This window comes from Streptomyces sp. JLBJ103 (assembly GCF_058215575.1).
On record NZ_CM177089.1, the window covers coordinates 3,046,589 to 3,071,935 of the forward strand.

The window sequence follows — 25,347 nt, forward strand, 5'->3', positions numbered from 1 at the left end:
TCACCGCGAGCACGCTCAACAGGAGCCAGTGGGCACGGGGTGTGATCTGGCGCGTGCGGCCACGGCGGCGGGCACGAGCGTTGCGGCGTCGGCGATCGCTCACGTCAGAGCCTTGGATCACTTCACGGGATTGTGGGACGAGCCGACGGCCCGCCCGTTGGAGGAGCGTCCAGGGGCGGCGGTCGAGGCCGACGAGGTCGTCGAGGTCGGACTGGCGGTCGTGGTGGGCACGGCCGTGGGCCGGGACGCAGCCGCCGGCGCGGTGGAGGCCGCCGACCGATCAGTGGGGCTGGGGGCTTTGGGCACCGCGGTGTCGGAGTTCTTCGGCGCCGCGGTGGGCCTCGTGCTCGGCGTCGAGTGTCCGGTGCCGGACGAGGAGTCGGGTGCGGCCGCCCCGGGCGCGGCCGGGTGCGTGGAGTCCGCGTGCGGAACGGACGGAGAGCTGATGCTGGGGCCGCCCAGCATCGTGCTGATCAGCAGGGCGACATAGCCGCCGGCTGGGATCACCAGCAGCCGGGCGGCGCGGAGCACGCGGCGCTGGCGTCGCCCGGAGGAATCGACGAAGACGGGCCGCACGGACTCACTCTCGGACGTACCCGGTTCTGGGACGGGGTCGCCGGGTGTGTCGCACACCGGGAGCTGAGCGGTGAGGACATCACCGTGCGGGAGGACGTGACCGTGCGGGGAGTCCCACGCCGTCGGGGCGTGACCCGTCGGCGGGGGCTGCGCCCCGTCCCAGGGCTGTACCCCGTCCCAGGGCTGTACCCCGTCCCAGGGCTGTACCCCGTCCCAGGGCTGTACCCCGTCCCAGGCCGGCGAAGCGGTGGCGGTGGTGACGCCCCCGCCGTACTCGTGGCCGTAGCCGACTTCGTGGCCGTAGCCGTACTCGTGGCCGTAGGCATAGGTGTAGCCGGGGCTGCCGTACGGATCCTCGCCGCACCCTGCTCCGCTTTCGTCTGTCCACCGCACGAGTCGTGTCCCCTTGTCCTGGCCGACCGGTGCGGTCGCCCACATGGAAAGAGCGAACGCGGCCGGAAGTGTTACACCTGGGCCTCGCGGGACTTACGAAGCCCCCGAAAAGGGCGATCAGGACAAGGAGTGAGCAGCGGGCCGATCACGCACCCACCACGCCCGGCCGCCCACCGGCGATCCGCTGCGCATGGGCGGCCGGGAACCCGTGCAGTGGGCGGGTTCCCAGCCGCCCCTTCCCTCTCCGCGCGGCTCACCGGGGGGAAGCAGCGGCAGCACGGAGAGAGGTCCGGCGGTGTCGGCATCCGGCGGGCGTGCGTACCGGACCGGTACCGACCCCGGTATTTCAGCCAGCGCACGAGGTGCGCGAAACGTCACCCGGCCGGGGCGGCGCCGGTCGCATGAAGAACCACTGGGGCGTTGTGACACTTCTGTGACGGCAGACGCTGTTCACCACGGGCCGTCGATGCGACCGGAGCACGGCGGACGACACGGATCGCTATGAACCCGGTGCGAACGAGGACAGTCTTGGGCCAGGTACAGCAACCCCGGCGCATACAGGCATGCGACGGGGAACTGGGCGCTGCCGTCGCGCGAGCCCAGGACGGCGACGAGGCCGCTTTCGCGTTGGCCTACCGGATCGTGCAGCCGGGCCTGCTGGGCTATCTCCACGGGCTGGTCGGCAACGACGCGGAGGACGTGGCCTCCGACGCCTGGCTGGAGATAGCCCGCGACCTCGGGCGTTTCAAGGGGGACGGGGCCGGGTTCCGTGGCTGGACCGCGACCATCGCCCGGCACCGGGCCCTGGACCATCTGCGCCGCCAGCGCGTACGGCCTCGGGCCGGCGGGACCGAACAGGATGTACTGCACCTGCCCGGACCGCACAACACCCATGACCAGGCCCTGGAGTCTCTCTCCACCGAGCAGGCCCTGGAGCTGGTCCGCGGGCTGCCACGGGACCAGGCCGAGGCGGTGCTCCTGCGGGTCGTCATGGGCCTGGACGGTCCGGCCGCGGCACGCGTCCTCGGCAAGCGTCCGGGAGCGGTGCGCACGGCCGCGCACAGGGGCCTGAAACGCCTTGCCCGCCAGCTTGGCGTCGGCGGCGAGGCGGATGCGGGTGTGACGGATGAGGCTTCCCGAACGCTGGGGGAGTCGAAATGAACGACGCGGGCACCAGCAGGCAGCCGGGAAGCGACAAACCCACTACCTCGAACGAAACAGCCAGGCAGGAACGGAAGCGGACATGGGTGAACAACTGAGCGGCGACGGAGTTCCGGTCCGTCACCGGCATGGGCACCCCGACGGCACCGTGTCCGGTCCGCCGGACATGCAGGACTCCGCCGCACTGGAAACGGCCCTGACCGCCGCCCTACGCGCAGACCACCTCGACCCCAGGGCCGAGCAGCGGGCCCTGGCCGCCTTCCAGTCCGCCGCCCACGGCAGCACGGGCGCGCGCCGGGCGCGTACCCGGCGCCGCGACGACTGGCGTCGGCCCGAGGAGCGGCGCGTGTGGCGCCCGATGCGGATGACATTCGGCGTGGCGTTCGCCAGCCTCGCCCTGGGCGGCGTTGCGGTCGCGGCCATCGGTTCCGCCGACGGAGCCGGCCCCGGCCGGGGAACCACGCACCCATCAGCGGCCGCCTCGGACCAGCCGGGCGGCACGGCCTCGTCGGCGTCCTCCGGCCGCCCCGGACCGACGGACCACCCCTCCCGCGCCCAGGACACCGAGGCCCACTGCCGCGCCTACGATCAGGTCGGGAAGCACGGCAAAGCACTCAACTCGACGGCCTGGCAGCAGCTCGTCGCGGCCGCCGGCGGACAGGACAAGGTCGCCATGTACTGCTCCGAGCAGCTGACGCGGGCCACGGCCACGCCGAACGGGCCCACCGGCACGGGCAAACCCGGCAAGGGCTCCGCGAACGCCGACAACGGCGCAACGAGGGACACCGGCGCATCCGGCACCGGCACATCCGGCACCGGCGCGTCCGGAGCCGACCCCGGCGGTACGCATAACGCGACCGGGAACGACCAGACCAGCGGCGGGACGGGACAGACAAGCGGCGGGAAGGGCAGCGGAAAGCACCAGTAGCACCGCGCCGTGCGCAGTGTGGCCGGCGTAGGTCCAGACGCAGAAGAGGCAGCGGGATGCGCGGTGATTGCCGCAAGCATCCCGGAGCCGTCCGCCCAGTACGCGAGACCCGGCTTCCACATCACCAGCAGGGCGCAGGGCACATCCGTGGTCAGGGGGTGGTGCCAGCCACGAGTGTCTGTCGGCTCCGTGGACCTTCTCCGAACACCACGCCCTCAAGCCGATGCTCCAGTCAGCAGGCCAAACGGGGTGAGCACAAGAAATGCCGCACTCCAGGCCATCCCGTGACGTATACAGCGATATTTGAGCCAGACTGTACGCGACAGCGCCATGAACTGGCTCAGGTTTCGTTCCTTCGGATCGGTCTGCTGCACGAGGTCCGCCAACAGCTCGACCGAGGACGTCTCAGCGGCATCCCCGAAGTAGTGCGCACGCGATTGCTGCGGCTTTCCCGCACGCGGCACCACCGCCAGACCGAACATGACGAGTGCCGGCACCCACGCCGCGCACCCTGCCCAAAAGAACATCTGCGGCACTGTGGCGTACTTCTGTGGTGCGATGCCACCGGCACTGATCGTACTGAGCAGGGCGGTCAGCGCCGCCCCTAGGGCGGTGAGCATCAGTCCTGCCTTGCTGTCCGCCTTCAGCAGCTCCTCCCGGGTCTCCGTGATCAGAATGCGTACAAGTTCTCCGCCATGACCGGCCCTCGCGCCCAAACCGTGTGCGGACATGCCCTCTCCTTCCGTGAACGTCCGGGTGCCGCCCCGGGACAAGGCCGGGGCGGCGTGCTGCTACGCGGGTCGCGATCAGACTGCCGAGGTGCGCCGCAGTTCGTCCTCCAGCGCGTTCACCGCCTGACGGACCCGGATATGCATCGCCGCCGTGTGTTCGCGGTGGGCGGCTTCGGACTCGGCCCGGCTCCGTCTGACTTCCTGCTCAATTGCGTCCTGAGCGATCTCGGTATCCGCCATGGCCCGGCGCTCGGCGAGCCGCAACCTCTCGCCGTGAATCTTGACTGCACTGTTGCTCTCGCTGGTGAGCATCCGGTCGTAGGCGCTCTCACCGCTGAGGAACTTCACCAGCACGGGCAGCGCATCGAGGAGGACGAAGAGTGCCCTCACCAGCCATATGCCGACGAAGAGCACAGGGTTTCCACTGGCCAATTCGTCCAGCGCGCGCATCCGCTCCAGTACGCCGATCTCCTTTTGCTTCGCTCGCTCCTCCGCGAGACGTTGCTCAACTCCCTTGGCTCGGTCTTGGAGGAAAGTGCTACGCGAGGTTGTCAGCTGACCCCCCATCTTCGATATGCGAGCGTTCATGGCGGCCAGTCGCCGCTCGTTCTCCTCGGTGTGGTGCGTGGCCCGGTAGTCCTTCGCCTTCTCCCGCAATCGCAGACACTCGGACGTCCGCTGGTAGAGCCCGGTGGAGGCGATACGGATCAGCCGTCGGCACTCGTCTCGGACTTCCTCGTCGATTCCGTCCAGCTTGTTGTTGTCCCGGTCGACCCGCTTCTGGAGTGCGGCGGCATCCGTACGTATCGATGCGAGTTCGTCAGACTGTCCGCCGGGCGTCGAGTCGAAGGTAAGGATGTACTGGCCACAGCCCGCAGCCGACTTGACTTCGGTCCCGGACGGCACGGGGTTGCAGCGCACCAGGTTTCCCCGCAGCTGGTCGAGGGCACTGTTCCGCTGATCTGTGACGCGTTCCTCCACGGCGGTGGCGAAGATGCGCAGCACCAATGGCTCGGCGATCACGGCGCCGAGCACCAGGGCGATCATCAGCCGCAGCAGAAGTGGGCCGACCCGGCGTCGCGCGTTCGGTTGAGGGGTGACCAGCCAGCGGTCCAGGTTGAGGATGAAGAGCATCCAAATCACGGTCGGAATCAGGGCCAGAAACGATGCCCGGCCCAGCGCCTCCGTCGCGAAATTCCACATGGAGAAGGCGGCGATGACAGAGGTACCAAGCACCACTCCGCCTAGCGCCGTGTACTTGTTCCGCTCGTACTGGACCCTGGCGAGCAGGTCCTCGTCGACGCCGGTCAGGGTGCGCAACCGGCGCGCCGGATCGAAACGCGCAGATGAGGGCTCTGCTGTGGACGCCGAGTCAGTCAAGGAGATCTTCCTCATCCTTGATGAAGCCGTCCTGCGGGTGCCCTGGACCGCCTCGGTGCCTGGACGCATTGGGCCCAGAACGCCCCTCCCCGGAGTCAATCGCGCGAACGGCCGGGTCAGCGTCGTCGGAGCCGAGCTGTCCACCCGTGTCTCGCAGCACCTGATCGAGCACTTGGTGGTAGTCGATGTAGTCGTCAGTGGAGCCCATCTGCCGCAGCAAGGTGAGTACGACTTCACGCCGCATCTGTGCCTGCGCCGTCTCCAAGGCTTGAGCGTGTGCCCGATTCCCGTCAGCGACCCGCTCGCGACGGGCGGACTCCTCATGGGCGGTCTGGTGGATCCGTACCGCCGCCTGGGCCACGTCAATCCGGTCCCTGACGATGCCGAAAGCGTCCGCGTAGTCGGATCCTTGGGAGAGGAGCTCAGCGATTCGCTGGGTGTCCTGCGACTCGAAGTCACGCTGGCCCCGGATGAGCTCCTGGGAGCGGCGCTCATCCCGCAGTGTCTGCTCCCAGGTCCGCAGATCCTCCGAGACCTGTACCTCGGCGCCGACGAACTCGACGCTCATCCCGGCTACACGCGGTGCCACGATGGCGCTGTACGCGGTCATGCGGCGGGTCACCTCGCGACGCACGACGTTGACCTCCTCCACGCGATGTCCGGCGCTCAGCCTGGGCAGCTCGCTGTCGCCCGCCAGATAGGCGCGTAGCGGGACAGTCACATCGACGATCCCCTGCCGAGCTATGACCGTGGGATCGGTCACCTGGCACGTGAAAGAGGCCCGGATCGTGAAGTTGTCGGCTTCGCTCACCGAGGGAATGGTGCGTTCGACTTCCACCAGTCGGGCTCTGGCGTCCACCAGGCTGACCGACGACGCGTCGAGCACGTCGGCGTGAGACGGGTCGAACACCAACCCTTCAGGGAACTGCCGGTAGTTTCCGCCGACCCTGAAGACGTAGACCGCGCCGGGTGGCAGCGTCGGCACATCGTCACGACGCCGCCGTCGAGACCACCAATTACCCTGGACTGTGCCGAGCACATTCTCTGCGACTACCGGGTAGTTCACTTACTTCGTCCTCCTTGAGCCAAAGGGGCAGTCATGGGAAAGGGGTATGCGGGTGGTTGCCCGCCATCGGCTAGTTCCCCAGCGATCCGAACAGCACATGGGCCAGCTGGCGGGCGCCGGGAATCGCGTACTCGGGGTGGTTCAAAGCGGTTGACAGGTCCTTGCGCAGCGCATCCCACTGCCGAGGAGTCATCTCCGCGTGCATCGCCTCACCGAGATCACATACGACGTCGGTGCCCGCTGGATCGTCACGCAGTGCCACCAATGTCCGGCACAGGGCACCGACGGCCCTACGACGGCAGACGCTGAGCAGCACACTCGTCCATAGCGAGCCGAGGTGACGCGCACTACCCGGAATGCCGCTCAGCAGTGCAGCCGGGAGCGGGCCAAGCTCCTCCAACTGCTGCGCCTCCAAAAGCTGCACAGTTGCCCGCAGCGCATGAGAACGGGCTGTGGACCGACGAGGGGTTCCGGCTATCCGAGTGCGTACGTACCGGAGCATGAACACCGCGCGGTCGGGCTCCCGCTCGGCGGTCTGGAGCAGGAGGACCAGCGAACGGCGCGCGGCGAAGGCCATCCGCTCACCCCGATGCGTCAAGAACCACAACCAGTTGAGGGCCTCAAAGCGGTAGAGCGCCCCGAGCCGTCCGGTGAGCGCCATAGCCGATGTGACTGCCCGCTCAGGCCCTTTCCGGTCGGCCCAGCCCAGTGCCACGTTCAGTGCCTGAGGCGCCAGATGCGGGTCATCGCACATGAACTGAAGCGTCAGCGCGGTCGTCACGCGCTGGCAGCTGATGCCACCCGACCAGATCCGAAGGAGGTTCTCGTCCACCTCGACGAGGGCGTGCCGGGCGAGGAGAGCGACGCCCCGGGCAACCTCGGTACGGACGGCCAAGTCGTCAACCAGTGAGAGCCCGCTGAGCCACTGCCGCAGTGGGTACCAGAGTTCGTACCCGTACAGATCGTGCAACTCGCCGATGACCAGTTCGCGAATTCGGGGCGAGTGGAAGACGATCCGCCGCTCGCTGCGGCTGGGGTCCTGTCCCGGGCCGGCCCGCCGTTCAGCCCGCACAAGTCCGACCGCTTGCTCCTTCCACCGGGCGCGGGTCTGCTTGAAGACCACGCCGCGCCGTGCGGTCGGAGCTGTGCCGTCGAGCTCGGCGGCGGGTATCTCGCCTGTCTGCTCCCAGTCGCGCACATGGGCACTGAGCTGGACGGAATGCTGCTCGAAAGTGCGTTCCGGGACTCCCTCGAGAAACGCGAGGGCCGCCAGTGGCAGCAGATCACCGGCAGACGGCTCCTTGTTGAACCAGTTTCGGACGAGTTCCCTGTCACTGTCGCGCAGCGCCTTCAGCGCGACGTCCGGTCCGTCGGCGAGTCCAGCGGCCGCGGCGACGACGTCGGCCGGGCGGCGCAGCTCCTTGACCCGCTCCAGCAGTTCTTCCGGGAGGTCCGGCGCCAAGGGCCGCTGGGCGCGGTGATGGAAAAGTTCCAGTGGATCCGGTGCGTGCCATGGGACGCAGTAGTCCCGCAGCGCCAGTCGCCGCCGGGTGTCCTCGGCAGCCGTGATCACCAAGTAGGAGCCCTTGCCCTGTAGCTCCCCGCTCAGCCGCTTTATCTCGAACGCCTGCACCGCGTCGACGTGCGTCTCACCGACGTAGTCGAGGATCACGTAAGCCTGCCCGGCCTTGATGTCACGCGACGCCGCCAGGTCGGCCAGCGAGTTGGCAGGCGACAGACTCCGCAGCCCCGTCCTGCTGTCCGTAATCCTTCTGAGCAGTGCGAAAGAGCCTGCCGCGCGTCCGCTGTTGTCTTGGCCGGTCAGGACAACGATGTGCTCCAATTCAAGCTTGCCGAACGCCTCGTCGAAGCACGGTTGCGGGCGCAGGTAGAACCGCAGCGCCTTGTCGATCTCCGATGGCGCCACCGAGCCGGGAGCGAGCCCGGGAGTGGCGGCCGTACCGAAGCCGAACGCCGCGCCGGACGCATCCACGGAAGCGTAGAAGTTGTTGTGAACTGTCTGCTGTCCCAGGACACGGCGGAGGTCGTCGTATCCTTTGCCGTCCTTCTCCTTCTCGTCCGGCTCGGGCCGCTCCACGCTCTCGGCGCGGGGGCGCGGGCCGGAGTCGTCGCCAGGTGGCTCTGTCGGTCCGGGGCTCTCCTGCTGCTCCTGGAGAAGCCCCTCCTCAAGGCTGGGAACGGGTGGTTCGCCGAGCCCGTCCGGCAGGTCCCAGCCCTCGGCGTCGTCAGCCACCGGTACTCCCGAAGCCGATGACTCCGCCGCGCAGGTCCACGGGAGCGGTGAAGTTGGTGACGCTGATCTGCTCGCCCCGGTAGTCGTTACGGACCATCGAGTCACTGTCGCGGTTGTCGTCGGCGGGCGGCCGCTGCCTCGGCGTCGTGGGCCCGCCGGTGTGATGGCCGGATCCGGGGTCGTGGGCATCGTGTCCCGGGACGCGGAGCCAGGCGACGACCTCGCACTCCTTCTCGTGCACGACCACGCGTCGGAAGTCGGCGCCGGAGAGGGTGGTGTGCCCGCCGGCCACCGTGGACCGGTAGACGTCGTCGGACAGCAGCAGCGCAAGGTGGGCACCATGGTGCGCCTTCAAGGCGTCGTAGAGGTGACGGGAGCTGAGTAGCCGTGCGGTGGTGACCACGGTCGAGCCGGCGAACCCGTTGTCCGCCAGCTCCACTGGACCGTGGTGGACGGCAGCCCGCAGCCTCATCCGGGCGGAGGGGACACGCACTTCGTTGTACTCGCGCAGCTCGGACACCAAGTGCCGGACGAAGTCGTCGACCACGCGCGGCTCCGTACCGTCCATGGGATGGACAGCCAGTTCCTCGTCCCCCTTGCGTTGGATCTGCCAATGGGAACGGTCCAGTCCGGTGCTCCTTGCGGCTCGGGAAAGGAGTCGCGGCAAGTCGTGCTGGATCTCAGACTGTCTACGGTCGTTGTTTCCTCCATATGCCTGCGCGTCAACGGCTACGCATGTGCAGGGGTAGAACCCGGACCACTCGGCCACCCAGCCATTCCTCTCTCTGACGGCACTTCCTGCGAAGTGCTGCCGGAGACGCTAGGAGGATGATCGGTCCTTGATTCCATCTCAATATGGGTTTTCATCACATACTTTGGCGAACACGAGCAGCTCCGGGACGTCGCAGACCGTGATCTGCCGGAAGCCGCGCTCCACCAGCCCCAGTCGGGAGAGAGTCGCGAGCGCCCTCTCGGCCGTCGGCGTGGCTACCCCGGCGAGCGAGGCCAGTTCGGGCTGACTGAGCGTCACACATGGACCGTATGTCTGGCTGAGTTCCGCGATCACCCGCGCCAGCCGGGTGAGAGCGTCATAGGCACCGAAGTCGACACGGCGCCTGTTCGCCCACCGCAGTCGTCCACACAGCACACCCAACATGGCCTTCATGGCGTCGGGATAGCGGGCAAGGAAGTTCTCCAGTGCGGGCATATGGATGACGCGGACCCTCACGTCACTACACGCGATGACGGTGCCGGACCGGGGACGATCCTCGAACGCGGCCATCTCGCCGACGAAGTCACCCGCTACCCGGACCGCGAGCAGCATCTCGTAGCCACTCTCCGAACTGGCGACGACCTTGACCACGCCGTGAGTCAGCAGCAAAACGTGCCGACCTTGATCACCCTGCTGCAAGAGGCGACGATGAGTCGGGTACTCCATCGGGGTCCCCTGACTCAGCAGATCCTCCAGAGCGCCGCTTCCCAGCCGCCCGAGGAAGGTGGCCTGCGGCCACGTGTACTTCATCCGTCTCCCGAAAATCTCAGGCTGCGATGCGATGCGCTTTTCACGTAGCCAGACCATGGTGCCGCCGGGGAATGAGAAGGCAAGTGGAGGGGAAGCACATGGCTTGATCATTCCCCTAGCCGCCCACTATTGATCGAACAGACGTACCTCGCCTCTGGCGTAATGCTCGAAAACGATCTTTTGTCGGGCGAGCGGTCCATGGGATACTTCGCGATCATCTTCTGCCCCGTTTTCAGGCCGCTGCGATACGCCCAACGCACCATTCGCGCCGCGATCGGACACCCCGCATACATGATCAAAGGTATGCGCGCCGGTCCACGTGCCCCGCGCGAACTGGAAGCCGAGGCCACCGACGCGAGACGGCCCGCATCGCACTGGGCCATATCCGGCGACACACGGCACCAGTTCAGTGGGCGGCCATGACGATTGACACGCATCTGTCAGTTGCCCCGCCTGGACACGCCCACCTCACGAAGATCGAACGGCGGAAGCGCTCTTCGCGCGGCCGCGGCCGTCAGGCGATCCAGGTCCCCGTCATCCCCAGCACCGCCGACCCGTCCACGTCCGACAGCTTGGTGGTGGTGAAACCACGGGCCCAGTCGGAGGTCTGGAGGCGGAAGGCGGGGGTGTCGGCGGTGAGGGCTTCGAGGATGGTGTGGGCCGCCTCGGCCGGGGCCTGGGCGCCGTTGCGGAACTGGGCGGTGGTGCGCTCCAGGTAGGCCCGCAGGGTGGGGGCGTACGCACCGGCGGCGGCGATCTCGGCGTCCAGGTCGAGGTTGATGTTGTTGACGAACTCGGTGGCCACCGCGCCCGGTTCGACGACCGAGACCGTCACGCCGACGGCCGCCGCGACCGGGGCCAGGCTCTCCATGTAGCCCTCTACCGCGAACTTGGCGGCACAGTACGCCTCGTTGAAGGGCTGGCCGATGACGCCGCCGACGCTGGTGACGGTGATCAGGCGGCCGCTGGAGGCTCGCAGGTGCGGGAGGGCGGCCTTGGAGAGGTGGAGGACGCCGAAGAAGTTGACCTCCATGACCTCGCGGACGTCGGCGACGGTCTCGTTCTCGAGGGTGCCCAGGTGGCCCGCACCCGCGTTGTTGATCACGGCGTCCAGCTGGCCGTAGTCGGCGATCACGGCGTCGACCAGGGCGGTGGCGGCGGCTTCGTCGGTGACGTCGAGGCGGCGGATGTCGAGCTCGACGCCCGCGTCCGCGGCCGCCTTGCGCAGGGCGTCGGCGCGGCTCGGGTCGCGGAGGGTCGCGACGGTGCGCCAGCCCGCCTGGGCCGCGGCCACGGCGGCGGCCAGACCCATACCGGACGAGGTGCCAGTGATCACGACGACCTTGGCGTCGGTCTTGGGGGCGGTCTCGGAGGGGGTGGCGAGGGACATACGGGGGCCTTTCCTCGGGGCCGCCGATGGCGACCCGCTTATGTGCGTGCACACACACCTTAAACATTATGTGTGCGCACACACAACCCGGGTATGCTCGGGCCATGGCACAGCGCAAGCTCACCCAGGCGGAGATGCCCGTCGCCGATCACGCCTTCTACGGGCTGGTCTGGGCCGGGACCGTGCTCACCGAACGTGTGGACCGCGCCCTGGTCAAGGCGCACGATCTGCCGGTCTCCTGGTTCGAGGTGATGCTCTGGCTCGCTTCCAGCCCCGATCCGGTCCCCGCGTCCGTGCTCGGCAACAGCACCATGCTCAGCCGCAGCCAGGTATCCCGCGTGATCGACGCCCTGCGGAACCGCGGACTGGTCACACGTACGCCCTCCGCGCACGACGCCCGCTCCGTGGAGATCAGCCTCACCCCCGAGGGCCGCCGGCTCTTCGAGGAGGCCGACGCCACCCGCCGCGCCTGCCTCGCCCCCGCCTTCACCGACGTCCTCGACGAGGACGACCTCACGGCCCTCAGCCGGGTGTGGAAGAAGCTCAAGCAAGAGAAGCTCAAGAAGGAGGAGGAGCTCAAGAAGGAGGAGCTCAAGAAGGCGAAGGAAGAGGGCTGAGCGGAGGCCGGGAAAACCCGGTGCGTCCGCGGCCCGCGCGTCGCCATGATGGCGATCATGAATGGATACGCAGGGGACCCGGACCGGCTCGGTGAGACACGGCTGAGCGACGGGCGGTCGTTGGGGTGGGCCGAGTGGGGGCCGTCGGACGGGGTGCCGGTGGTGTTGTGTCCCGGCGCCGCCACCAGCCGGTGGCTGGGGTTCGGGAAGGATGTCGTCGGGGCGCTCGGGGTGCGTCTCATCTCGGTGGACCGCCCCGGGATCGGGGCCTCGACGCCCGCGCCCGGCCGCACCTTCTCCGATGTCGCCGCCGACCTCCGGCAGCTCAGCGACGCGCGCGGGCTCGGCCGCCCGGCCATGGTCGGGAACTCGCAGGGCGCTCCGTTCGCGCTCGCCTGCGCCGCTGAGGGTGGGGTCTCCGCGCTGGCCGTTGTCTCGGGGGCGGACGAGGTCGCCGCGCCGGAGTTCGCGGCCGCCCTGCCGGAGGCGGTACGCGGTCTCGTGGAGCGCACCGCCGCTGACCCGGCCGGTGCCGAGGCGTTCTTCGCGGGCTTCACCGCGGAGGCGATGCGGGGGATGGTGCTGGGCGGTTCGCCCGACTGCGATCTGGCCGTCTACCAGGAACCCCGTTTCGACGCCGCCTACCGCCGGGCGCTGGACGAGGGGTTCGCCCATGACGCGGCCGGTTACGCCCGGGACACCGTCCTGGCCATGGGGCGCTGGCCGTTCGACCTGTCGGGGATCGAGGTACCGGTCGAGATCTGGTACGGCGAACGGGACACCAGCCACTCCCCCGACAACGGGGCCCTCCTCGCGTCCCGTATTCCCGGCGCCCGGCGCCGCGTTGTGCCCGGCATCGGCGGTGCGCTGCTGTGGACGCACGCCGAGCCGATCCTGACCGCGCTGCTGACGGCCGCCGCCCGCAAAAACGCCTAGAGGGACGGTCGGTGGCGGACCTACGCTCGGCCCCATGCCACCGCCGAAGTCCTCATGGGTCTGTCTCCCCTGCCGGGCCTCCTACAAGCAGCCGCCGCCGGACGCCCGCCATCCCGAACGGCGCTGTCCGCGCTGTGCGGAGCCGCTGATTCATGTCGGGGCCGCCTTCGCGCCGCCCCCGCGCCGGGACACCGAGGGGTGGCGGACGCTCTCGCTGCTGCTGCACGCGGGCATCCGCTTCCGCATGGGGTGCTGCGGCGGACCGGGCTACCGGCCGCGCACGATGGCCGAGGTGCGGGAACGGATGGCGTACGCGCGGGACAGCGGTGAGCCGTTGGCCCGCGCGCTGGTACGGGCCGAGGTGCCGTGGCCCGCGCCGAGCGGTCGGCGGGGGCTGAACGGTGGGCGGAAACGGGGGCGGTAGCGGGGACGGGGACGGTCGGGGACGGTCGCGATGAAGGGTGCCGCCCGCGGAACTGATCTTTGAGTCAGTCGGGGTACGAAGGGCCACCGACGTCAATTAGCTGGCATTCCTCTTCCTAGCGGGCATACGCGACAGTCATCCATTGCGCTTATCTCAACGCGTCCGTACGGTGACGGCCATGCAGCAGCAGTCCGGCACCGAGGTGGCCGCACGCGTTCGCCAGGTGATCGACGAAGTCGGGTGCAGCCAGCGGGAGTTCGCGCGGAGGATCGTGATGGACCCGTCCAAGCTGTCGCGCTCGCTCGGCGGCAGCCGCCGGTTCACCGTCGCCGAACTGGCCCGGATCGCCGATGCCGGGAACGTGGACGCGGGATGGCTGCTGGGCACCGCGACGGCCACCGAGCCCGCCGCAGCCTCTGAGTCCGCCGAAGCCTCTGAGGAACCCGCTGTGGCCGCCCCCTCCGTCAAGCTCCCCTCGGCTCCGCGGCCGGTCGCCGTCGCGCCCGAGGGGGGACGGCCGTTGCAGATCGTGCGGGAGACGGTGCGGCTCATCGCCGAACACGGCTTCCACGCCGTACGCGTCGCCGACATCGCCGCCGCCTGCGACACCAGCACCGCCGCAATCCACTACCACTTCCCCGGCCGCGCCGAACTGCTGGAGGCCGCGGTGCGCTGGTGCATGGACGAGGACACCGCGCGCCGCGCCGCCCGGATCGCGGAGGCCGACGACGCGTACGAGGAACTGCGGCAGCTGATCGCGCTCCAGGTGCCGTACACCGTGCAGCAGCGCAGGCAGTGGCTGGTGTGGATGGATCTGTGGGCCGAGGCCGCGCGGTCCACGGCGATCGGGCGGCTGCACGCGGACTTCTACCGGCAGTGGCGGCAGACCGTCGCCGAGGTGATCCGGCGCGGCATCGCTCAGGGCGTCTTCCGGGGCGTCGACCCGGAGTCCGGCGCGGTACGGCTGACCGCGCTGATGGACGGGCTGGCCGCGCAGGTGCTGGCCGCCGCCCCCGGTGAGGGGGGTACGGCGGGCGTCGGGATGAGCGCCGAGGCCATGCATACCGCGTGTGCCGACTACGTGGACACCGAGTTGGCCGCTGGGAGATGCCCCCCATCCGCCACCGGCACCGGACCCTCACCCGCCGCCACGGACACATCCGCACCGCACCCCGCCGACGGACCCTAGGTTCCGGTTCCGGTTCCGGAGATTCGGAGTGATACCCATGCCCATGAACGAGAGCGTCATCATCACCTGCGCCCTCACCGGCGCCGGTGACACCGTGGGCCGTAGTCCCCATGTCCCCGTCACCCCCGCGCAGATCGCCCGGTCCGCCGTCGAGGCCGCCGAGGCCGGGGCCGCCGTGGTCCATGTCCATGTCCGGGATCCCGAGACCGGCGCCCCCGCCCGTGATCCGCGGCTGTACCGCGAGGTCGTCGAGCGGGTGAAGGAGACCGGGACCGACGTGGTCATCAACCTCACCGCGGGCATGGGCGGTGACCTGGTCATCGACCCCGAGCAGCCGCTGAGGCAGCTTCCCGGCACGGATCTGGTGAGCGGTCTCGGGCGGCTACCGCACGTCGAGGAGCTGCTGCCGGACATCTGCACCCTCGACTGCGGTTCGCTCAACTTCGGCGACGGCAGCAACCTCTACGTCTCCACCCCCGACATGCTGCGCACCGGCGCCAAGCGCATCCAGGAGCTGGGCGTACGGCCCGAGCTGGAGATCTTCGACACCGGGCAGCTGTGGTTCGCCAAGCAGCTGCTGACCGAGGGGCTGCTCGACGATCCGACCGTCTTCCAGCTCTGCATGGACATCCCCTGGGGCGCCCCCGCCGAGCCCGGCGTCCTCAAGGCGATGGTCGATCTGCTGCCGGAGGGCGCGCAGTGGGCCAGCTTCGCGCTGGGCCGGATGCAGATGCCCTGGGTGGCGCAGTCGATCCTGCTCGGCGGCAACGTCCGGGTCGGGCTGGAGGACAACCTCTACCTCAGCCGCGGCGTCAAGGCCACCAACGGCCAACTCGTCGAACGTGCCGTCCACATCACCGAACTGCTGGGCGCCCGGGTCGCCACACCCGACGAGGCGCGGCAGCGGCTGGGGCTGAAGCCCCGCGGGTGATGCCCCCGCTCCCCCACCCCCCACCACCCCCGTCCCCCACTGTGAGGAACCACGTCCCCATGCCCCCTCCCCCCTGCCCGCCCGAGGGCGTCCGGCGGGTCGCCTGCATCGGCGCCGGAGTGATCGGCGGCGGCTGGGTCGCCCACTTCCTGGCGCGCGGCTACGACGTCACCGCCTGGGATCCGGCCCCCGACGCCGAGGACAGGCTGCGCCGTCTGGTCACGGCCGCCTGGCCCGCGCTCGAGCAGATCGGGCTCACCGAGGGCGCCTCGCCCGACCGTCTGACCTTCGCCGCGACACTCGACGAGGCCGTGGCCGAGGCACAGTTCGTCCAGGAGAGCGCTCCCGAGAAGCTGGAGCTGAAGCGGCGGCTGCTGGCCGAGCTGGACGCCGCGACGCCCGCGGGTGTGGTCATCGCGTCCTCCACCTCCGGCTATCCGATGACGGACATGCAGACCGAGGCCGCCGACCCCGGCCGCCTCGTCGTCGGTCACCCCTTCAACCCGCCGTATCTCATCCCCTTGGTCGAGGTCGTGGGCGGTGAGCGGACGGACGCCACGGCCGTCGGCTGGGCCTCGCGCTTCTACACCGAGGCCGGAAAGTCCGTGATCACCATGGACCGTGAGCTGCCCGGTTTCATAGCCAACCGCCTTCAGGAGGCGCTGTGGCGGGAAGCCCTGCACATGGTCGCCAACGGTGAGGCGACGGTGCGGGAGATCGACGCCTCGATCACCGAGGGACCGGGGCTGCGGTGGGCCTTCATGGGCCCGTGTCTGACGTTCGCCCTCGCGGGCGGCGACGGCGGGATGGCCCATATGCTCGACCATTTCGGGCCCTCGCTGAAATCGCCCTGGACCCGTCTGGAGGCGCCGGAGCTGGACGAGGCGCTGCGTATGGCGATGGTCGAGGGCTGTGAGACGGCGGCCGACGGCCGCAGCATCGCCCAGCTCGTCGCCGAGCGCGACCAGGGCGTCATCAATGTGCTGCGAGCCACCGGCCGGCTTCCGCGGCAAAGCACCACCCACGCGCCCCAGGGAGGCGACTCATGAGCACTCCGCTCCCCGACTACCAGCAGACCGTCCGGCCCGAATGGATCGACTACAACGGCCATATGAGCGAGGCGTTCTACGTCCTCGTCTTCGGCCACAGCACCGACGAGATGATGGTCGAGACCGGGCTCGACTCCAGCTATCGCGCGAAGACCGGCTGCTCGCTCTACACCGTGGAGTCGCACATACGGTATCTGCGCGAGGTCGAGGAGGGTGCCGAACTCACCATCCGGACACGGGTGCTGGGGGTGGACGAGAAGAAGGTGCGGTTCTCGCACGAGATGCACGTGGGCGAGCCGGACGGGGCGCCGGCCGCCACGACCGAGCTGCTCGCCGTACACACGGACCAGAAGCAGGGGGGCGCCGCCCCCTTCCCGGACGAGGTGCGTGAGCGGCTTTCGGCCCTGGTCGAGAAGGCACCGGAGTGGGCGGGGCGGGCCATCGGCCCGGTCCCGGCGGAGTCGGCGTGAGCGACGCGGCTCCCGGCGCCGCCGCCTGGCGCTGACCTGCTCGGACGCCCCGGACCCGGCACCCGCCGGTCCGGGGCGTCCAGCGTTCCGGGTCTCCTCACGCTTACGCTGCGTGACTGGAGTGGGTCCCGCGCCCGCCCGGCTCAGGGGCGGGGGAGGCGGCAACCCGGAAGGTGCGTCCAGAATGGACAGGTGAGCCCCCCGATGGACATCGCCACCCGCTATCAGCCCCGGCTGCCGTCCCCGTTGCAGGACGTGCACGACGAGAGGCTTGCCGGCCGGGGCGTGGAGCTGCGGCTGAAGCGGGACGACCTCATCCACCCCCTGGTGCCGGGCAACAAGTGGCGCAAACTCACCCCGAATCTGCGGGCGGCCGTCGAGCAGGGCCACACGCGGGTGCTCACCTTCGGCGGCGCGTACTCCAATCACCTCCGCGCGGTGGCCGCCGCCGGTGCCGCGTACGGGCTGTCCACGGTCGGGGTCGTGCGGGGTGACGAACTGGCGGACGCGCCGCGCAACTGGTCGCTGGCACGGGCCGAGGGCCACGGTATGGAGCTGGCGTTCCTGGACCGTACGGGCTACCGCGAGACGCTGCGCACGCTGGACGACCCGGCCACCCGGCGCGCGCTGGAGGAACGGTGGGGGCGCTGCTGGGTGCTCCCGGAGGGCGGTACGAACGTCCTGGCCGCGCGGGGCGCCGCGGAGCTGCCCGCCGAACTGCCGGATCTGGGCGAACGCGACATCGTGTGCTGCGCGGTGGGAACCGGCGGCACACTGGCCGGGATCGCCGCCGGACTGCCGGACGGCGCACACGCGCTGGGGGTCGCCGTGGTCCGGGGCGCCCGGTATCTGGACGACGAGGTGACACGGCTGCACGAACAGGGGTGGGGGCGGTCGTTCGGCAACTGGCGGATCGACCACGACCACCACGGGGGCGGCTACGGCCGGGTCCCCGCCGAACTGGACGCCTTCGCGGCGGCGTTCGAGGACCGGCACGGGATCGCCCTGGAGCGGCGGTACGTGGCGAAGGCGCTGTGGTGCGTGTACGACCTGGTGGAGCGCCGGGCGCCGGCGCCCGGCACCCGGATCACCGCCGTGATCACCGGCCCCCCGGATCCGGTCACCTCCGACGGGTAGGACACCGGCCGGGGAAGAGTGGTGCGCGGGTGCGGTGCCCGCACCACCACCGCGCTACTCCCCGCCCCGCAGCCGCGTCACCGTCGTCGCCGCATGGCGCACCGTGCTCTCCTGGCGCACCTCCACCGTGAGCTCCGGCGGTATGGGGCGATAGGTGATCCGGGTGCCGACGGTGTCGAGCGCGGTGGGCAGTTCACCGGGCGGGGCCGGAGGCTCGCCTTCCGGCAGTTCCCGCAAGGCCGCGGCGAGTTGGGCGCGGACCGCCGGGGACAGGGGGCTGGAGACCACCGGGTCGTCGTCACCGGGCAGCACCAGCGCGAGCGAGCGCGGGCGCAGCCGCGGGCCGACCACGCCGACGACCACCGCGTCCCGGGTCTCCGCATGCCGCACCTTCTGCCAGTGGCGCCCCGCGCGGTAGGGCTCGTCGAGGTTCTTGACGACCAGCCCCTCGACCCCGATGGCCGTGAGCGCCTCGTACCAGGTGGCGGCCAGTTCCGGGTCGGTGGTCATGGGGACGGCCTGGAGGGGCGGGCCGAGCGGTTCCAGCAGCGCCATCAGCCGGGCGCGGCGCTGTGCGTAGGGCAGCGGCCGCAGGTCCTCCCCGCCCTGGGCGAGGAGATCGAACGCCGCGTAGGAGGCGGGCAGTTCACGGGCGAGCCGGGCCGCTCGGGAGCCCGTGGCGGCGAAGGCGCGCTTCTGGACGGAGGCGAAGTCGGTGCGGCCGCCCGCCCACACCACCACCTCGCCGTCCAGGACGGTACCGGGCGGCAGCGGCCGGGCGGCGGCCTCCAGGTCGGGGAAGGCGCGGGTGACGATACGGCCGGAGCGGGCCTGCATCCGTACGGCGTCCGCCAGCCGGAAGATCACCAGCCGGTGGCCGTCGAACTTGGGCTCGTACGCCAGCCGCTGCCCCTCCCGGGCGACGGGCAGCGACGGGACGGCGCGGGCCAGCGCCACCTCGACCGGCGGCAGCAGGGGGCCGGGCGTGGTCATCGGTGGTCACCGGCGGGCAGCGGATGGGCCCGGCCGGGGTCGAGGAGCGGGGCGAGCAGATCGCCGTGGCGCTCGAGGCGGGCGGGGACGTCGTCGATCCGGAACACCAGCGGCCCGGAACCGTCCGCGCCCTCCGCCTCCGCCGTCTCTTCGATCTCGTCCCAGGTGACGGGGGTGGAGACGGTGGGCTCGGGGCGGGCGCGGGCCGTGTACGGGGCCGCGGTGGTCTTCGCCGCCGCGTTCTGGCTGAAGTCGACGTACACCTTTCCGGTCCGCAGTGACCGGGTCATCTTGCGGATGACCAGATCGGGCAGGGCCGCGGCGGCCTCGGCGGCGAGCGACCGGGCGTAGGCGGTGGTCCGCCGGGAGGGGGTCGGCTCCAGCGGGACCAGAAGGTGCAGACCCTTGGAGCCGCTGGTCTTGGCGCAGGCGGTGAGCCCGTCGGCGCGCAGCCGCTCCCGCAGCCACAGGGCGACGCCGCAGCAGTCGACGATCGTCGCGGGCGGCCCGGGGTCGAGGTCGAGGACGAGCCGGTCGGCGATGCCCTCGCCCAGCTCGATCCGCCACATCGGGGCGTGGAACTCGACCACGAGGTTGGCCGCCCACATCAGCGACGCCAGGTCCTGGACCAGGACCTGGCGGGCGGTCTCGCCCTCGTGACGGGTGACGTCGGCGGTGGTCACCCAGGAGGGGGTGCCGGGGGGCGGGTTCTTGGTGAAGAACATCTGGCCGTCGGGGCCGTCCGGGTAGCGCAGGAAGGCCAGCGGACGCCCGTGGAGATGGCCGAGGAGGGCGGCGGAGGCCGAGGCCAGATAGTGCAGCAGCTCGCCCTTGGTGGTGCCGGTGGCCGGATGGATGACCTTGTCGAGGTTCTTGAGCGCGATCCGCCGCCCCTCCACCTCCGTGATCGGGGACATACGATAAGAATCTCACGAAAGGGATCAAGTATGCGATCTATCTGGAATGGGAACATTTCCTTCGGCCTGGTGAGCATCCCGATCAAGATGTATCCGGCAACCGAAGACCACTCGGTCTCCTTCCGGCAGATCCACACCGCCGATGGCGGCCGCATCCGGTACCGCAAGGTCTGCGAGCTCGAGGACAAGGCGGTCGAGGCGGGCGAGATCGGCCGGGCGTACGAGGACGCCGACGGTGCGCTGATCCCGATCACCGACGAGGACCTGGCGGCCCTGCCACTGCCCACCACCCGCGCCCTGGAGATCGAGGCGTTCGTCCCCGCCTCGGAGATCGATCCGCTGCAAATGGGTGACGCCTACTACCTGGGGGTGGGCGGCTTGGCCGCGGCCAAGCCGTACGCGCTGCTGCGCGAGGCACTCAGACGCAGCGGGAAGGTGGCCATCACCAAGTACGTCCACCGGGGCCGGGAGCGGCTGGGGATGCTGCGGGTGGTGGGCGACGCGCTCGCGATGCACCGGTTGCTGTGGCCGGACGAGGTACGGGAGTCCACGGGGGTGGCACCCAAGGAGAAGGTCTCGGTCAAACCCGCCGAACTCGACCTGGCCGACACCCTGATGGCCACGCTCGGCGAGGTGGATCTGAACGAGTTGCACGACGACTACCACGAGGCGCTGGAAGCCCTGGTGACGGCGAAGGTCTCCGGCGCCGCACCCACCGCCGAGCCCGGCGAGGAGCCCAAGGGCGCCCAGGTCGTGGATCTGATGGCCGCCCTGAAGGACAGCGTCCGCAGCGCCCGGCAGGCCCGGGGCGAAACGGTCACGGAGGAGGGAGGGGCAAAGGGAGCGACCGTCACCGAACTGCGCGGCCGCAAGAAGGCGGCGAAGAAGGCACCGGCCGCCAAGCGAGCCGCCCCCGCGAAGGGCGGCAAGGCGGTGAAGAAGACGGCCGAACCGGCCGCGAAGACCACGGGGAAGAAGGCGACCGCGAAGAAGGCCGCGGCCAAGAAGACCGCGGCCAAGAGGACGACCGCGAAGACCGCCGCGAAAACCGCTGCCAAGAAGCAGACCGGTAAGCGGGGTTCCAGGACCGCCTCCTGACCTCCGCCGGAGAACGCCCCCGGCGCCCCCGTCGCCCCCGGCCTCCCCCGTCAGCTGAAGTCGGCCTTGTGATCCGCCGCCCACTGGGCGAACGTACGCCCCGGGTGCCCGGTGATGCGCTCGGTCTCCGCCGAGATCTCGGCCGGACGCCCGACCCCCGCCGCGAACACGTCCAGCAGCGAGTCCGCGATCTCCGGGGTGGCGAACCCCTTGATCATCCCCTCGCGCGCCACCTCGCGCGGAAGCTCCTCGTACCGCAGCGGACGCCCGATGGCCTCACCGACGATCCGCGCCTGCTCGGCGAAGGCCAGCGACTCCGGCCCGGTGAGCACCGGCGCCTGACCGACGAGGTCGTCACCGAGCAGCGCGCGGGCGGCGACCTCGCCCATGTCGGCCTCGTGGATCGGGGCCGTCTGACACTCCGCGTACGGGCCGTGGACCACATCGCCGGACTTGATCTCGTCCGCCCACTGGAGCGCGTTTGCCGCGAAGGCACCCGGCCGGACGAAGGTCCACTCCACACCCAGGGCCTCGATCGCGAGTTCCAGGTAGCGGTGGTGGGTGCCGATGGGGTTGCCGGGGCCGGGGTCGAGGGCGGAGGAGGACGACAGCAGCACGATCCGCCGCACCCCCTGCTCCTTGGCTCGCTGGAGCAGCGCGTCCGCGCCGTTCCACACCACGGCGGGATTGAGGAAGAGCCCGGTGGCGCCCTCGAAGGGCAGATCCTCGGTACGGGCGGCACGGACACCCGACGGCAGCCGCGCCGTCTCGGGGTTCCGGGTGAGCGCGCAGACCTCGGCGCCCGCCTCGGACAGCTCCCGCACCACGTGGCGGCCGACGTTTCCGGTGGCTCCGGTGACCACGAACATGACGAATCTCCTTGCGTAGAGGCGGTGTTGCGGTGACGCCCCCTAGATTCATCCAACTGGATGAACTTGTCAAACATATAGATGGATGATGCTGCGCCCCACACGGTTAGCCTGGTCCGGCCGGGCAGCGGAGCCACCCGGCCGAGCAGAGGAGTTGAGCGAGATGCAGGGGACGCCGAAGAAGCCCCGCCGTGCCCCCGCGCCCGAGGAGCGCAAGCTGGACCCGGAGCGCTCCCGGCGGCTGCTGCTGGACGCGGCCATGGACGAGTTCGCCGAAAAGGGGTACGCGGGTGCCCGCGTCCAGGACATCGCGGACCGCGCGGGCGTCAACAAGCAGCTGATCAACTACCACTTCGGCAGCAAAGAGGGGCTCTACAAGGAGCTCGGCCGCCAGTGGCTGCTGCGCGAGGCGGACTTCAACGACCCCGCCCTCCCCCTCGACGAGCTGGTCATCCGCTATCTCCGGGAAGCGTTCGCCGACCCCCGGGGCATCCGCCTCAAAGCCTGGAGCGGGCTGACCGGGGCCATACCGGAGGAAGGCCCCGAAGACCTCGCCGATATGCGGCGCCGTCAGGCGGATGGCGAGATCGCCGAGGACATCGACCCGGCCATGGCGATGCTGCTGTGCGTCAGCCTGGTCTCCGCGCCCTTCGCGCTGCCGCACACCGTACGCCGACTCTTCGACGCCGACCCCGAATCGCCGGAGTTCCGGGAGTACTACGCGGAGCAGCTGCGGCGGGTCGTGCGGCACCTGGCGGCGTAACCCGCGGGCCCGGGACGCGGTGCGCGGCCGTTAATTCGATTGCGCCCGCGCACCGCCGCGCCCAGGATGTCCGCGACCGACATCCGTCACTGACACCCGTCACCGACAGGAGCATGCGATGCGCCGATCCCTCGGAACGAACCAGCGCCCCCACCGGACGACCGTTCTCGAGGACTTCAGCATCCATGCCCAGCTCCCCACGGGTCTCGCGCACCCTGAACATCGGCGTGCTCGCGCACGTCGACGCCGGTAAGACCAGCCTCACCGAGCGACTGCTGTTCGACGCCGGAGCGATCGACCGGCTCGGCAGTGTCGACACCGGCGACACCCAGACCGACAGCGGCGCCATCGAGCGGCAGCGCGGTATCACCGTGCGCACCGCCGTCGCGTCCTTCACCACCGGCACCACCCAGATCAATCTCATCGACACCCCCGGGCACTCCGATTTCATCGCCGAGGTCGAGCGGGCGCTCGGGGTGCTGGACGGCGCCGTCCTGGTGCTGTCCGCCGTCGAGGGAGTGCAGGCGCAGACGCGGGTGCTGATGAAGACCCTGCGGCGGCTGCGGCTGCCGGTGCTGGTCTTCATCAACAAGATCGACCGCGCGGGCGCCCGTGACACCGCGCTGCTCACCGACATCCGGCGGACCCTCGCCCCGCTGCTCGTACCCCTGACGGCGGTACGGCGCCTGGGCACACGGGACGCGCATATCGTCCCCCGCCCCCTTGAGGACGAGGCGGTACGCGCCGAGGCGGCGGAGGTGCTGGCCGAGACCGATGAAACCATGCTCGCGCGCGTCGTCGACGGTCCGCTGCCCTCGCCCGGCGAGCTGTGGACGGCGCTGGCCGCCGCCACCGCGGAGGGGGCCGTGCATCCGGTGTTCTTCGGCTCCGCGCTGAGCGGCGAGGGGGTCGGGGCACTCGTCGAGGGGATCGCGCGGCTTGTACCGGCCGCGCCCGGCGGCGAGGAACCGCGCGGGACCGTCTTCGCCGTCGAACGCGGAGCGCGCGAGGGCGGAACGCGCGAGGGCGGGACCCACGGCGGCGGGACCGGGCCCAGGACGGCGTATCTGCGGCTGTTCTCCGGCCAGGTGACCGCACGTCAGCGGGTGACCCTGTACCGGCGCGAGGGGAGCGGGCCGGCCCATGAACTCACCGGGCAGATCACCTCGTTGGAGATCGTCGGGCGAGCCGGGGACACCCCGGGCCCGCTGACCGCCGGGAACATCGCCAAGGTCCGCGGACTGTCCGGCGTCCGGGTCGGCGACCGGCTGGGACCACCCGGTGGCACAGAGGACAGCGGTCGGGCCGACCGGCCGCACTTCGCGGCACCCAGTCTCCAGACCGTCGTCCGCGCCCGTGCGGAGGGGGCCGCCGCGGCCGCCCGGCTGCACGGCGCGCTGCTCGACCTCGCCGACCAGGATCCGCTGATCCAGACCCGGGCGCTGCCCGGCGGCGCCACGTCGGTACTGCTCTACGGCGAGGTGCAGAAGGAGATCATCGCGGCCACCCTGGCCCAGGACTACGGCGTCGAGGCCGAGTTCGAACCGAGCCGCCCGGTGCTGGTGGAGCGGCCCACGGGGGTCGGCGAGGCATGCCATGAGATCGCGCGCTTCGACCACAGCGGGCTGTGGGCGACGGTCGGGCTGCGGCTGGAACCGGCCCCGGTCGGCTCCGGTACCGCCTTCGGCTACGAGACCGAACTGGGCGCGCTGCCCCGCGCGTTCCACCACGCGATCGAGGAGACCGTGTACGCCACGCTGCTCCAGGGCTTCCGCGGCCGTACGGTCACCGACTGCCGGGTGGTCCTGGTCCGCTCCGGTTTCATCGGCCCGGTGAGCACCGCCGCCGACTTCCGCGGGGTCACCCCAGGGGTGCTGCGGGAGGCCCTGGACCGCGCCGGGTGGCGGGTGCACGAGCCTTACCACGCCTTCGAGTCGGAGATTCCGGCGGACGCGCTCGCAGCGGTCACCGCCTACCTCTCCGCCGCCGAGGCGGACATCGCGGAGAGTGTGGACGGTGACACGGGATGGCTGATCCGGGGTGAGATCCCGGCCCGCCGGGTGCACGGCGTGGAGCGGGCGCTGCCCGGTCTGACGCACGGCACGGGAGTGTGGTGGTCCCGGCCGTGCGCCGACCGTCCGCTGTCCGCCGCGCACAAGAAGCGCTAGATACCGGGCGGCGCGACCCTGGTGTAGATGACGGCGTTGCTGGTCCCGCCGGGTGAGGTCACCGTGATGGACTCCGGTCCGGGAGACCCGGCCGGGGCGATGGCGGTGACCAGGCCGTCGGAGACGACCGTGAAGGCGGCGAGCGTGGAACCGGAGAGGACCCCGTCCGTCGCCGTCAGGCCGGTTCCGGCCAGCGTGACCGTCGCCCCCGCGCTGGTCGGCCCCACGGTGGGAACCACGGAGGTCAGCACGGGCACCGGCACATAGGTGTGCGTACTCGCGGTGCACCTGGCGCCCGGGACCGGCGAGGGATGCGGCGGCCGTCCTGGCGCCGGAGACACCGGCGGGGACCTGCCGCGCACTATCAGTAATCCATCTGACGTAG

The 25,347-nt window shown here is 70.4% G+C and carries 25 protein-coding genes; 13 read left to right on the forward strand and 12 right to left on the reverse strand.

Annotated elements, in window-relative coordinates:
* Positions 1-117: 117 nt before the first annotated feature.
* Positions 118-969 carry a hypothetical protein gene (locus AC4BEG_RS13190; RefSeq protein WP_490706076.1) on the reverse strand — a complete coding sequence of 284 codons (852 nt, stop codon included), beginning with the start codon at positions 967-969 and terminating at the stop codon, positions 118-120.
* 528 nt (positions 970-1,497) lie between these two features.
* Between AC4BEG_RS13190 and AC4BEG_RS13195 the strand changes: the two genes are divergently transcribed.
* Positions 1,498-2,130, forward strand: a complete 633-nt coding sequence (locus AC4BEG_RS13195; protein WP_490706077.1) for an RNA polymerase sigma factor — start codon at positions 1,498-1,500, stop codon at positions 2,128-2,130.
* Between the two features lie 82 nt (positions 2,131-2,212).
* Positions 2,213-3,058, forward strand: a complete 846-nt coding sequence (locus tag AC4BEG_RS13200; RefSeq protein ID WP_490706078.1) for a hypothetical protein — start codon at positions 2,213-2,215, stop codon at positions 3,056-3,058.
* 215 nt (positions 3,059-3,273) lie between these two features.
* On the opposite strand, the gene AC4BEG_RS13205 is transcribed toward AC4BEG_RS13200, so the two are convergent.
* The 7 genes from AC4BEG_RS13205 to AC4BEG_RS13235 form a co-directional block, all read right to left on the reverse strand.
* Positions 3,274-3,789, reverse strand: a complete 516-nt coding sequence (locus AC4BEG_RS13205; RefSeq protein ID WP_490706079.1) for a Pycsar system effector family protein — start codon at positions 3,787-3,789, stop codon at positions 3,274-3,276.
* A 75-nt stretch (positions 3,790-3,864) separates the two neighbouring features.
* The gene (locus tag AC4BEG_RS13210; RefSeq protein ID WP_490706080.1) at positions 3,865-5,169 is read right to left on the reverse strand and encodes a DUF4407 domain-containing protein; all 1,305 of its coding nucleotides are present in this window, start codon (positions 5,167-5,169) and stop codon (positions 3,865-3,867) included.
* Positions 5,162-6,235 carry a hypothetical protein gene (locus AC4BEG_RS13215; protein ID WP_490706081.1) on the reverse strand — a complete coding sequence of 358 codons (1,074 nt, stop codon included), beginning with the start codon at positions 6,233-6,235 and terminating at the stop codon, positions 5,162-5,164. The genes AC4BEG_RS13210 and AC4BEG_RS13215 overlap by 8 nt, the downstream gene beginning before the upstream one ends.
* A 70-nt stretch (positions 6,236-6,305) precedes the next feature.
* On the reverse strand, positions 6,306-8,333 hold the full coding sequence (locus AC4BEG_RS13220; RefSeq protein WP_490706082.1) for a hypothetical protein: 2,028 nt from the start codon (positions 8,331-8,333) through the stop codon (positions 6,306-6,308).
* 148 nt (positions 8,334-8,481) lie between these two features.
* Positions 8,482-9,036 (reverse strand): nucleotidyl cyclase domain-containing protein, encoded by a 555-nt coding sequence (locus AC4BEG_RS13225; RefSeq protein ID WP_490706083.1) that lies wholly within the window; start codon positions 9,034-9,036, stop codon positions 8,482-8,484.
* 303 nt (positions 9,037-9,339) lie between these two features.
* Entirely contained in the window at positions 9,340-10,011 is a 672-nt protein-coding gene (locus AC4BEG_RS13230) for a Crp/Fnr family transcriptional regulator (protein ID WP_490706084.1), read from the reverse strand.
* Positions 10,012-10,525: 514 nt separating this feature from the next.
* Complete coding sequence (locus AC4BEG_RS13235) at positions 10,526-11,401, reverse strand: SDR family NAD(P)-dependent oxidoreductase (protein ID WP_490706085.1); 876 nt, start codon at positions 11,399-11,401, stop codon at positions 10,526-10,528.
* Positions 11,402-11,505: 104 nt separating this feature from the next.
* Here AC4BEG_RS13235 and AC4BEG_RS13240 point away from each other — a divergent pair, with 104 nt between their 5' ends.
* The 8 genes from AC4BEG_RS13240 (at position 11,506) to AC4BEG_RS13275 (ending at position 18,154) form a co-directional block, all read left to right on the forward strand.
* Positions 11,506-12,018 (forward strand): MarR family winged helix-turn-helix transcriptional regulator, encoded by a 513-nt coding sequence (locus AC4BEG_RS13240; RefSeq protein WP_490706086.1) that lies wholly within the window; start codon positions 11,506-11,508, stop codon positions 12,016-12,018.
* A 57-nt stretch (positions 12,019-12,075) separates the two neighbouring features.
* Positions 12,076-12,954, forward strand: coding sequence for an alpha/beta fold hydrolase (locus AC4BEG_RS13245; protein WP_490706087.1), 879 nt, complete (start codon positions 12,076-12,078; stop codon positions 12,952-12,954).
* 34 nt (positions 12,955-12,988) lie between these two features.
* Positions 12,989-13,378: a deoxyxylulose-5-phosphate synthase gene (locus AC4BEG_RS13250; RefSeq protein WP_490706088.1), complete on the forward strand. Its 390-nt coding sequence runs from the start codon at positions 12,989-12,991 to the stop codon at positions 13,376-13,378.
* Positions 13,379-13,556: 178 nt separating this feature from the next.
* Positions 13,557-14,567 carry a TetR/AcrR family transcriptional regulator gene (locus AC4BEG_RS13255; protein ID WP_490706089.1) on the forward strand — a complete coding sequence of 337 codons (1,011 nt, stop codon included), beginning with the start codon at positions 13,557-13,559 and terminating at the stop codon, positions 14,565-14,567.
* 43 nt (positions 14,568-14,610) lie between these two features.
* Entirely contained in the window at positions 14,611-15,498 is an 888-nt protein-coding gene (locus tag AC4BEG_RS13260) for a beta-keto acid cleavage family enzyme (protein WP_490706090.1), read from the forward strand.
* Positions 15,499-15,557: 59 nt separating this feature from the next.
* Positions 15,558-16,547 (forward strand): 3-hydroxyacyl-CoA dehydrogenase NAD-binding domain-containing protein, encoded by a 990-nt coding sequence (locus AC4BEG_RS13265; RefSeq protein ID WP_490706091.1) that lies wholly within the window; start codon positions 15,558-15,560, stop codon positions 16,545-16,547.
* On the forward strand, positions 16,544-17,017 hold the full coding sequence (locus AC4BEG_RS13270; RefSeq protein WP_490706092.1) for a thioesterase family protein: 474 nt from the start codon (positions 16,544-16,546) through the stop codon (positions 17,015-17,017). Before AC4BEG_RS13265 ends, AC4BEG_RS13270 begins: the two co-directional genes overlap by 4 nt.
* A 192-nt stretch (positions 17,018-17,209) precedes the next feature.
* The gene (locus AC4BEG_RS13275) at positions 17,210-18,154 is read left to right on the forward strand and encodes a 1-aminocyclopropane-1-carboxylate deaminase/D-cysteine desulfhydrase (RefSeq protein ID WP_490706093.1); all 945 of its coding nucleotides are present in this window, start codon (positions 17,210-17,212) and stop codon (positions 18,152-18,154) included.
* 54 nt (positions 18,155-18,208) lie between these two features.
* On the opposite strand, the gene AC4BEG_RS13280 is transcribed toward AC4BEG_RS13275, so the two are convergent.
* The gene (locus tag AC4BEG_RS13280; RefSeq protein ID WP_490706094.1) at positions 18,209-19,147 is read right to left on the reverse strand and encodes an ATP-dependent DNA ligase; all 939 of its coding nucleotides are present in this window, start codon (positions 19,145-19,147) and stop codon (positions 18,209-18,211) included.
* On the reverse strand, positions 19,144-20,064 hold the full coding sequence (gene ligD / locus AC4BEG_RS13285; protein WP_490706095.1) for a non-homologous end-joining DNA ligase: 921 nt from the start codon (positions 20,062-20,064) through the stop codon (positions 19,144-19,146). The genes AC4BEG_RS13280 and ligD overlap by 4 nt, the downstream gene beginning before the upstream one ends.
* Before the next feature lie 30 nt (positions 20,065-20,094).
* On the opposite strand from ligD, the gene ku reads away from it, so the two are divergent.
* Positions 20,095-21,162: a non-homologous end joining protein Ku gene (gene ku, locus AC4BEG_RS13290; RefSeq protein ID WP_490706096.1), complete on the forward strand. Its 1,068-nt coding sequence runs from the start codon at positions 20,095-20,097 to the stop codon at positions 21,160-21,162.
* A 50-nt stretch (positions 21,163-21,212) separates the two neighbouring features.
* On the opposite strand, the gene AC4BEG_RS13295 is transcribed toward ku, so the two are convergent.
* Positions 21,213-22,031 (reverse strand): NAD(P)H-binding protein, encoded by an 819-nt coding sequence (locus AC4BEG_RS13295; RefSeq protein ID WP_490706097.1) that lies wholly within the window; start codon positions 22,029-22,031, stop codon positions 21,213-21,215.
* Positions 22,032-22,194: 163 nt separating this feature from the next.
* On the opposite strand from AC4BEG_RS13295, the gene AC4BEG_RS13300 reads away from it, so the two are divergent.
* Both AC4BEG_RS13300 and otr(A) read left to right on the forward strand, forming a co-directional pair.
* Positions 22,195-22,794, forward strand: coding sequence for a TetR/AcrR family transcriptional regulator (locus AC4BEG_RS13300; protein WP_490706098.1), 600 nt, complete (start codon positions 22,195-22,197; stop codon positions 22,792-22,794).
* Positions 22,795-22,979: 185 nt separating this feature from the next.
* Positions 22,980-24,962: a tetracycline resistance ribosomal protection protein Otr(A) gene (gene otr(A), locus AC4BEG_RS13305; protein WP_490706099.1), complete on the forward strand. Its 1,983-nt coding sequence runs from the start codon at positions 22,980-22,982 to the stop codon at positions 24,960-24,962.
* Here the strand turns inward: otr(A) and AC4BEG_RS13310 are convergent.
* Positions 24,959-25,225, reverse strand: coding sequence for an IPT/TIG domain-containing protein (locus AC4BEG_RS13310; RefSeq protein ID WP_490706100.1), 267 nt, complete (start codon positions 25,223-25,225; stop codon positions 24,959-24,961). The genes otr(A) and AC4BEG_RS13310 overlap by 4 nt on opposite strands.
* Between the last annotated feature and the right edge of the window lie 122 nt (positions 25,226-25,347).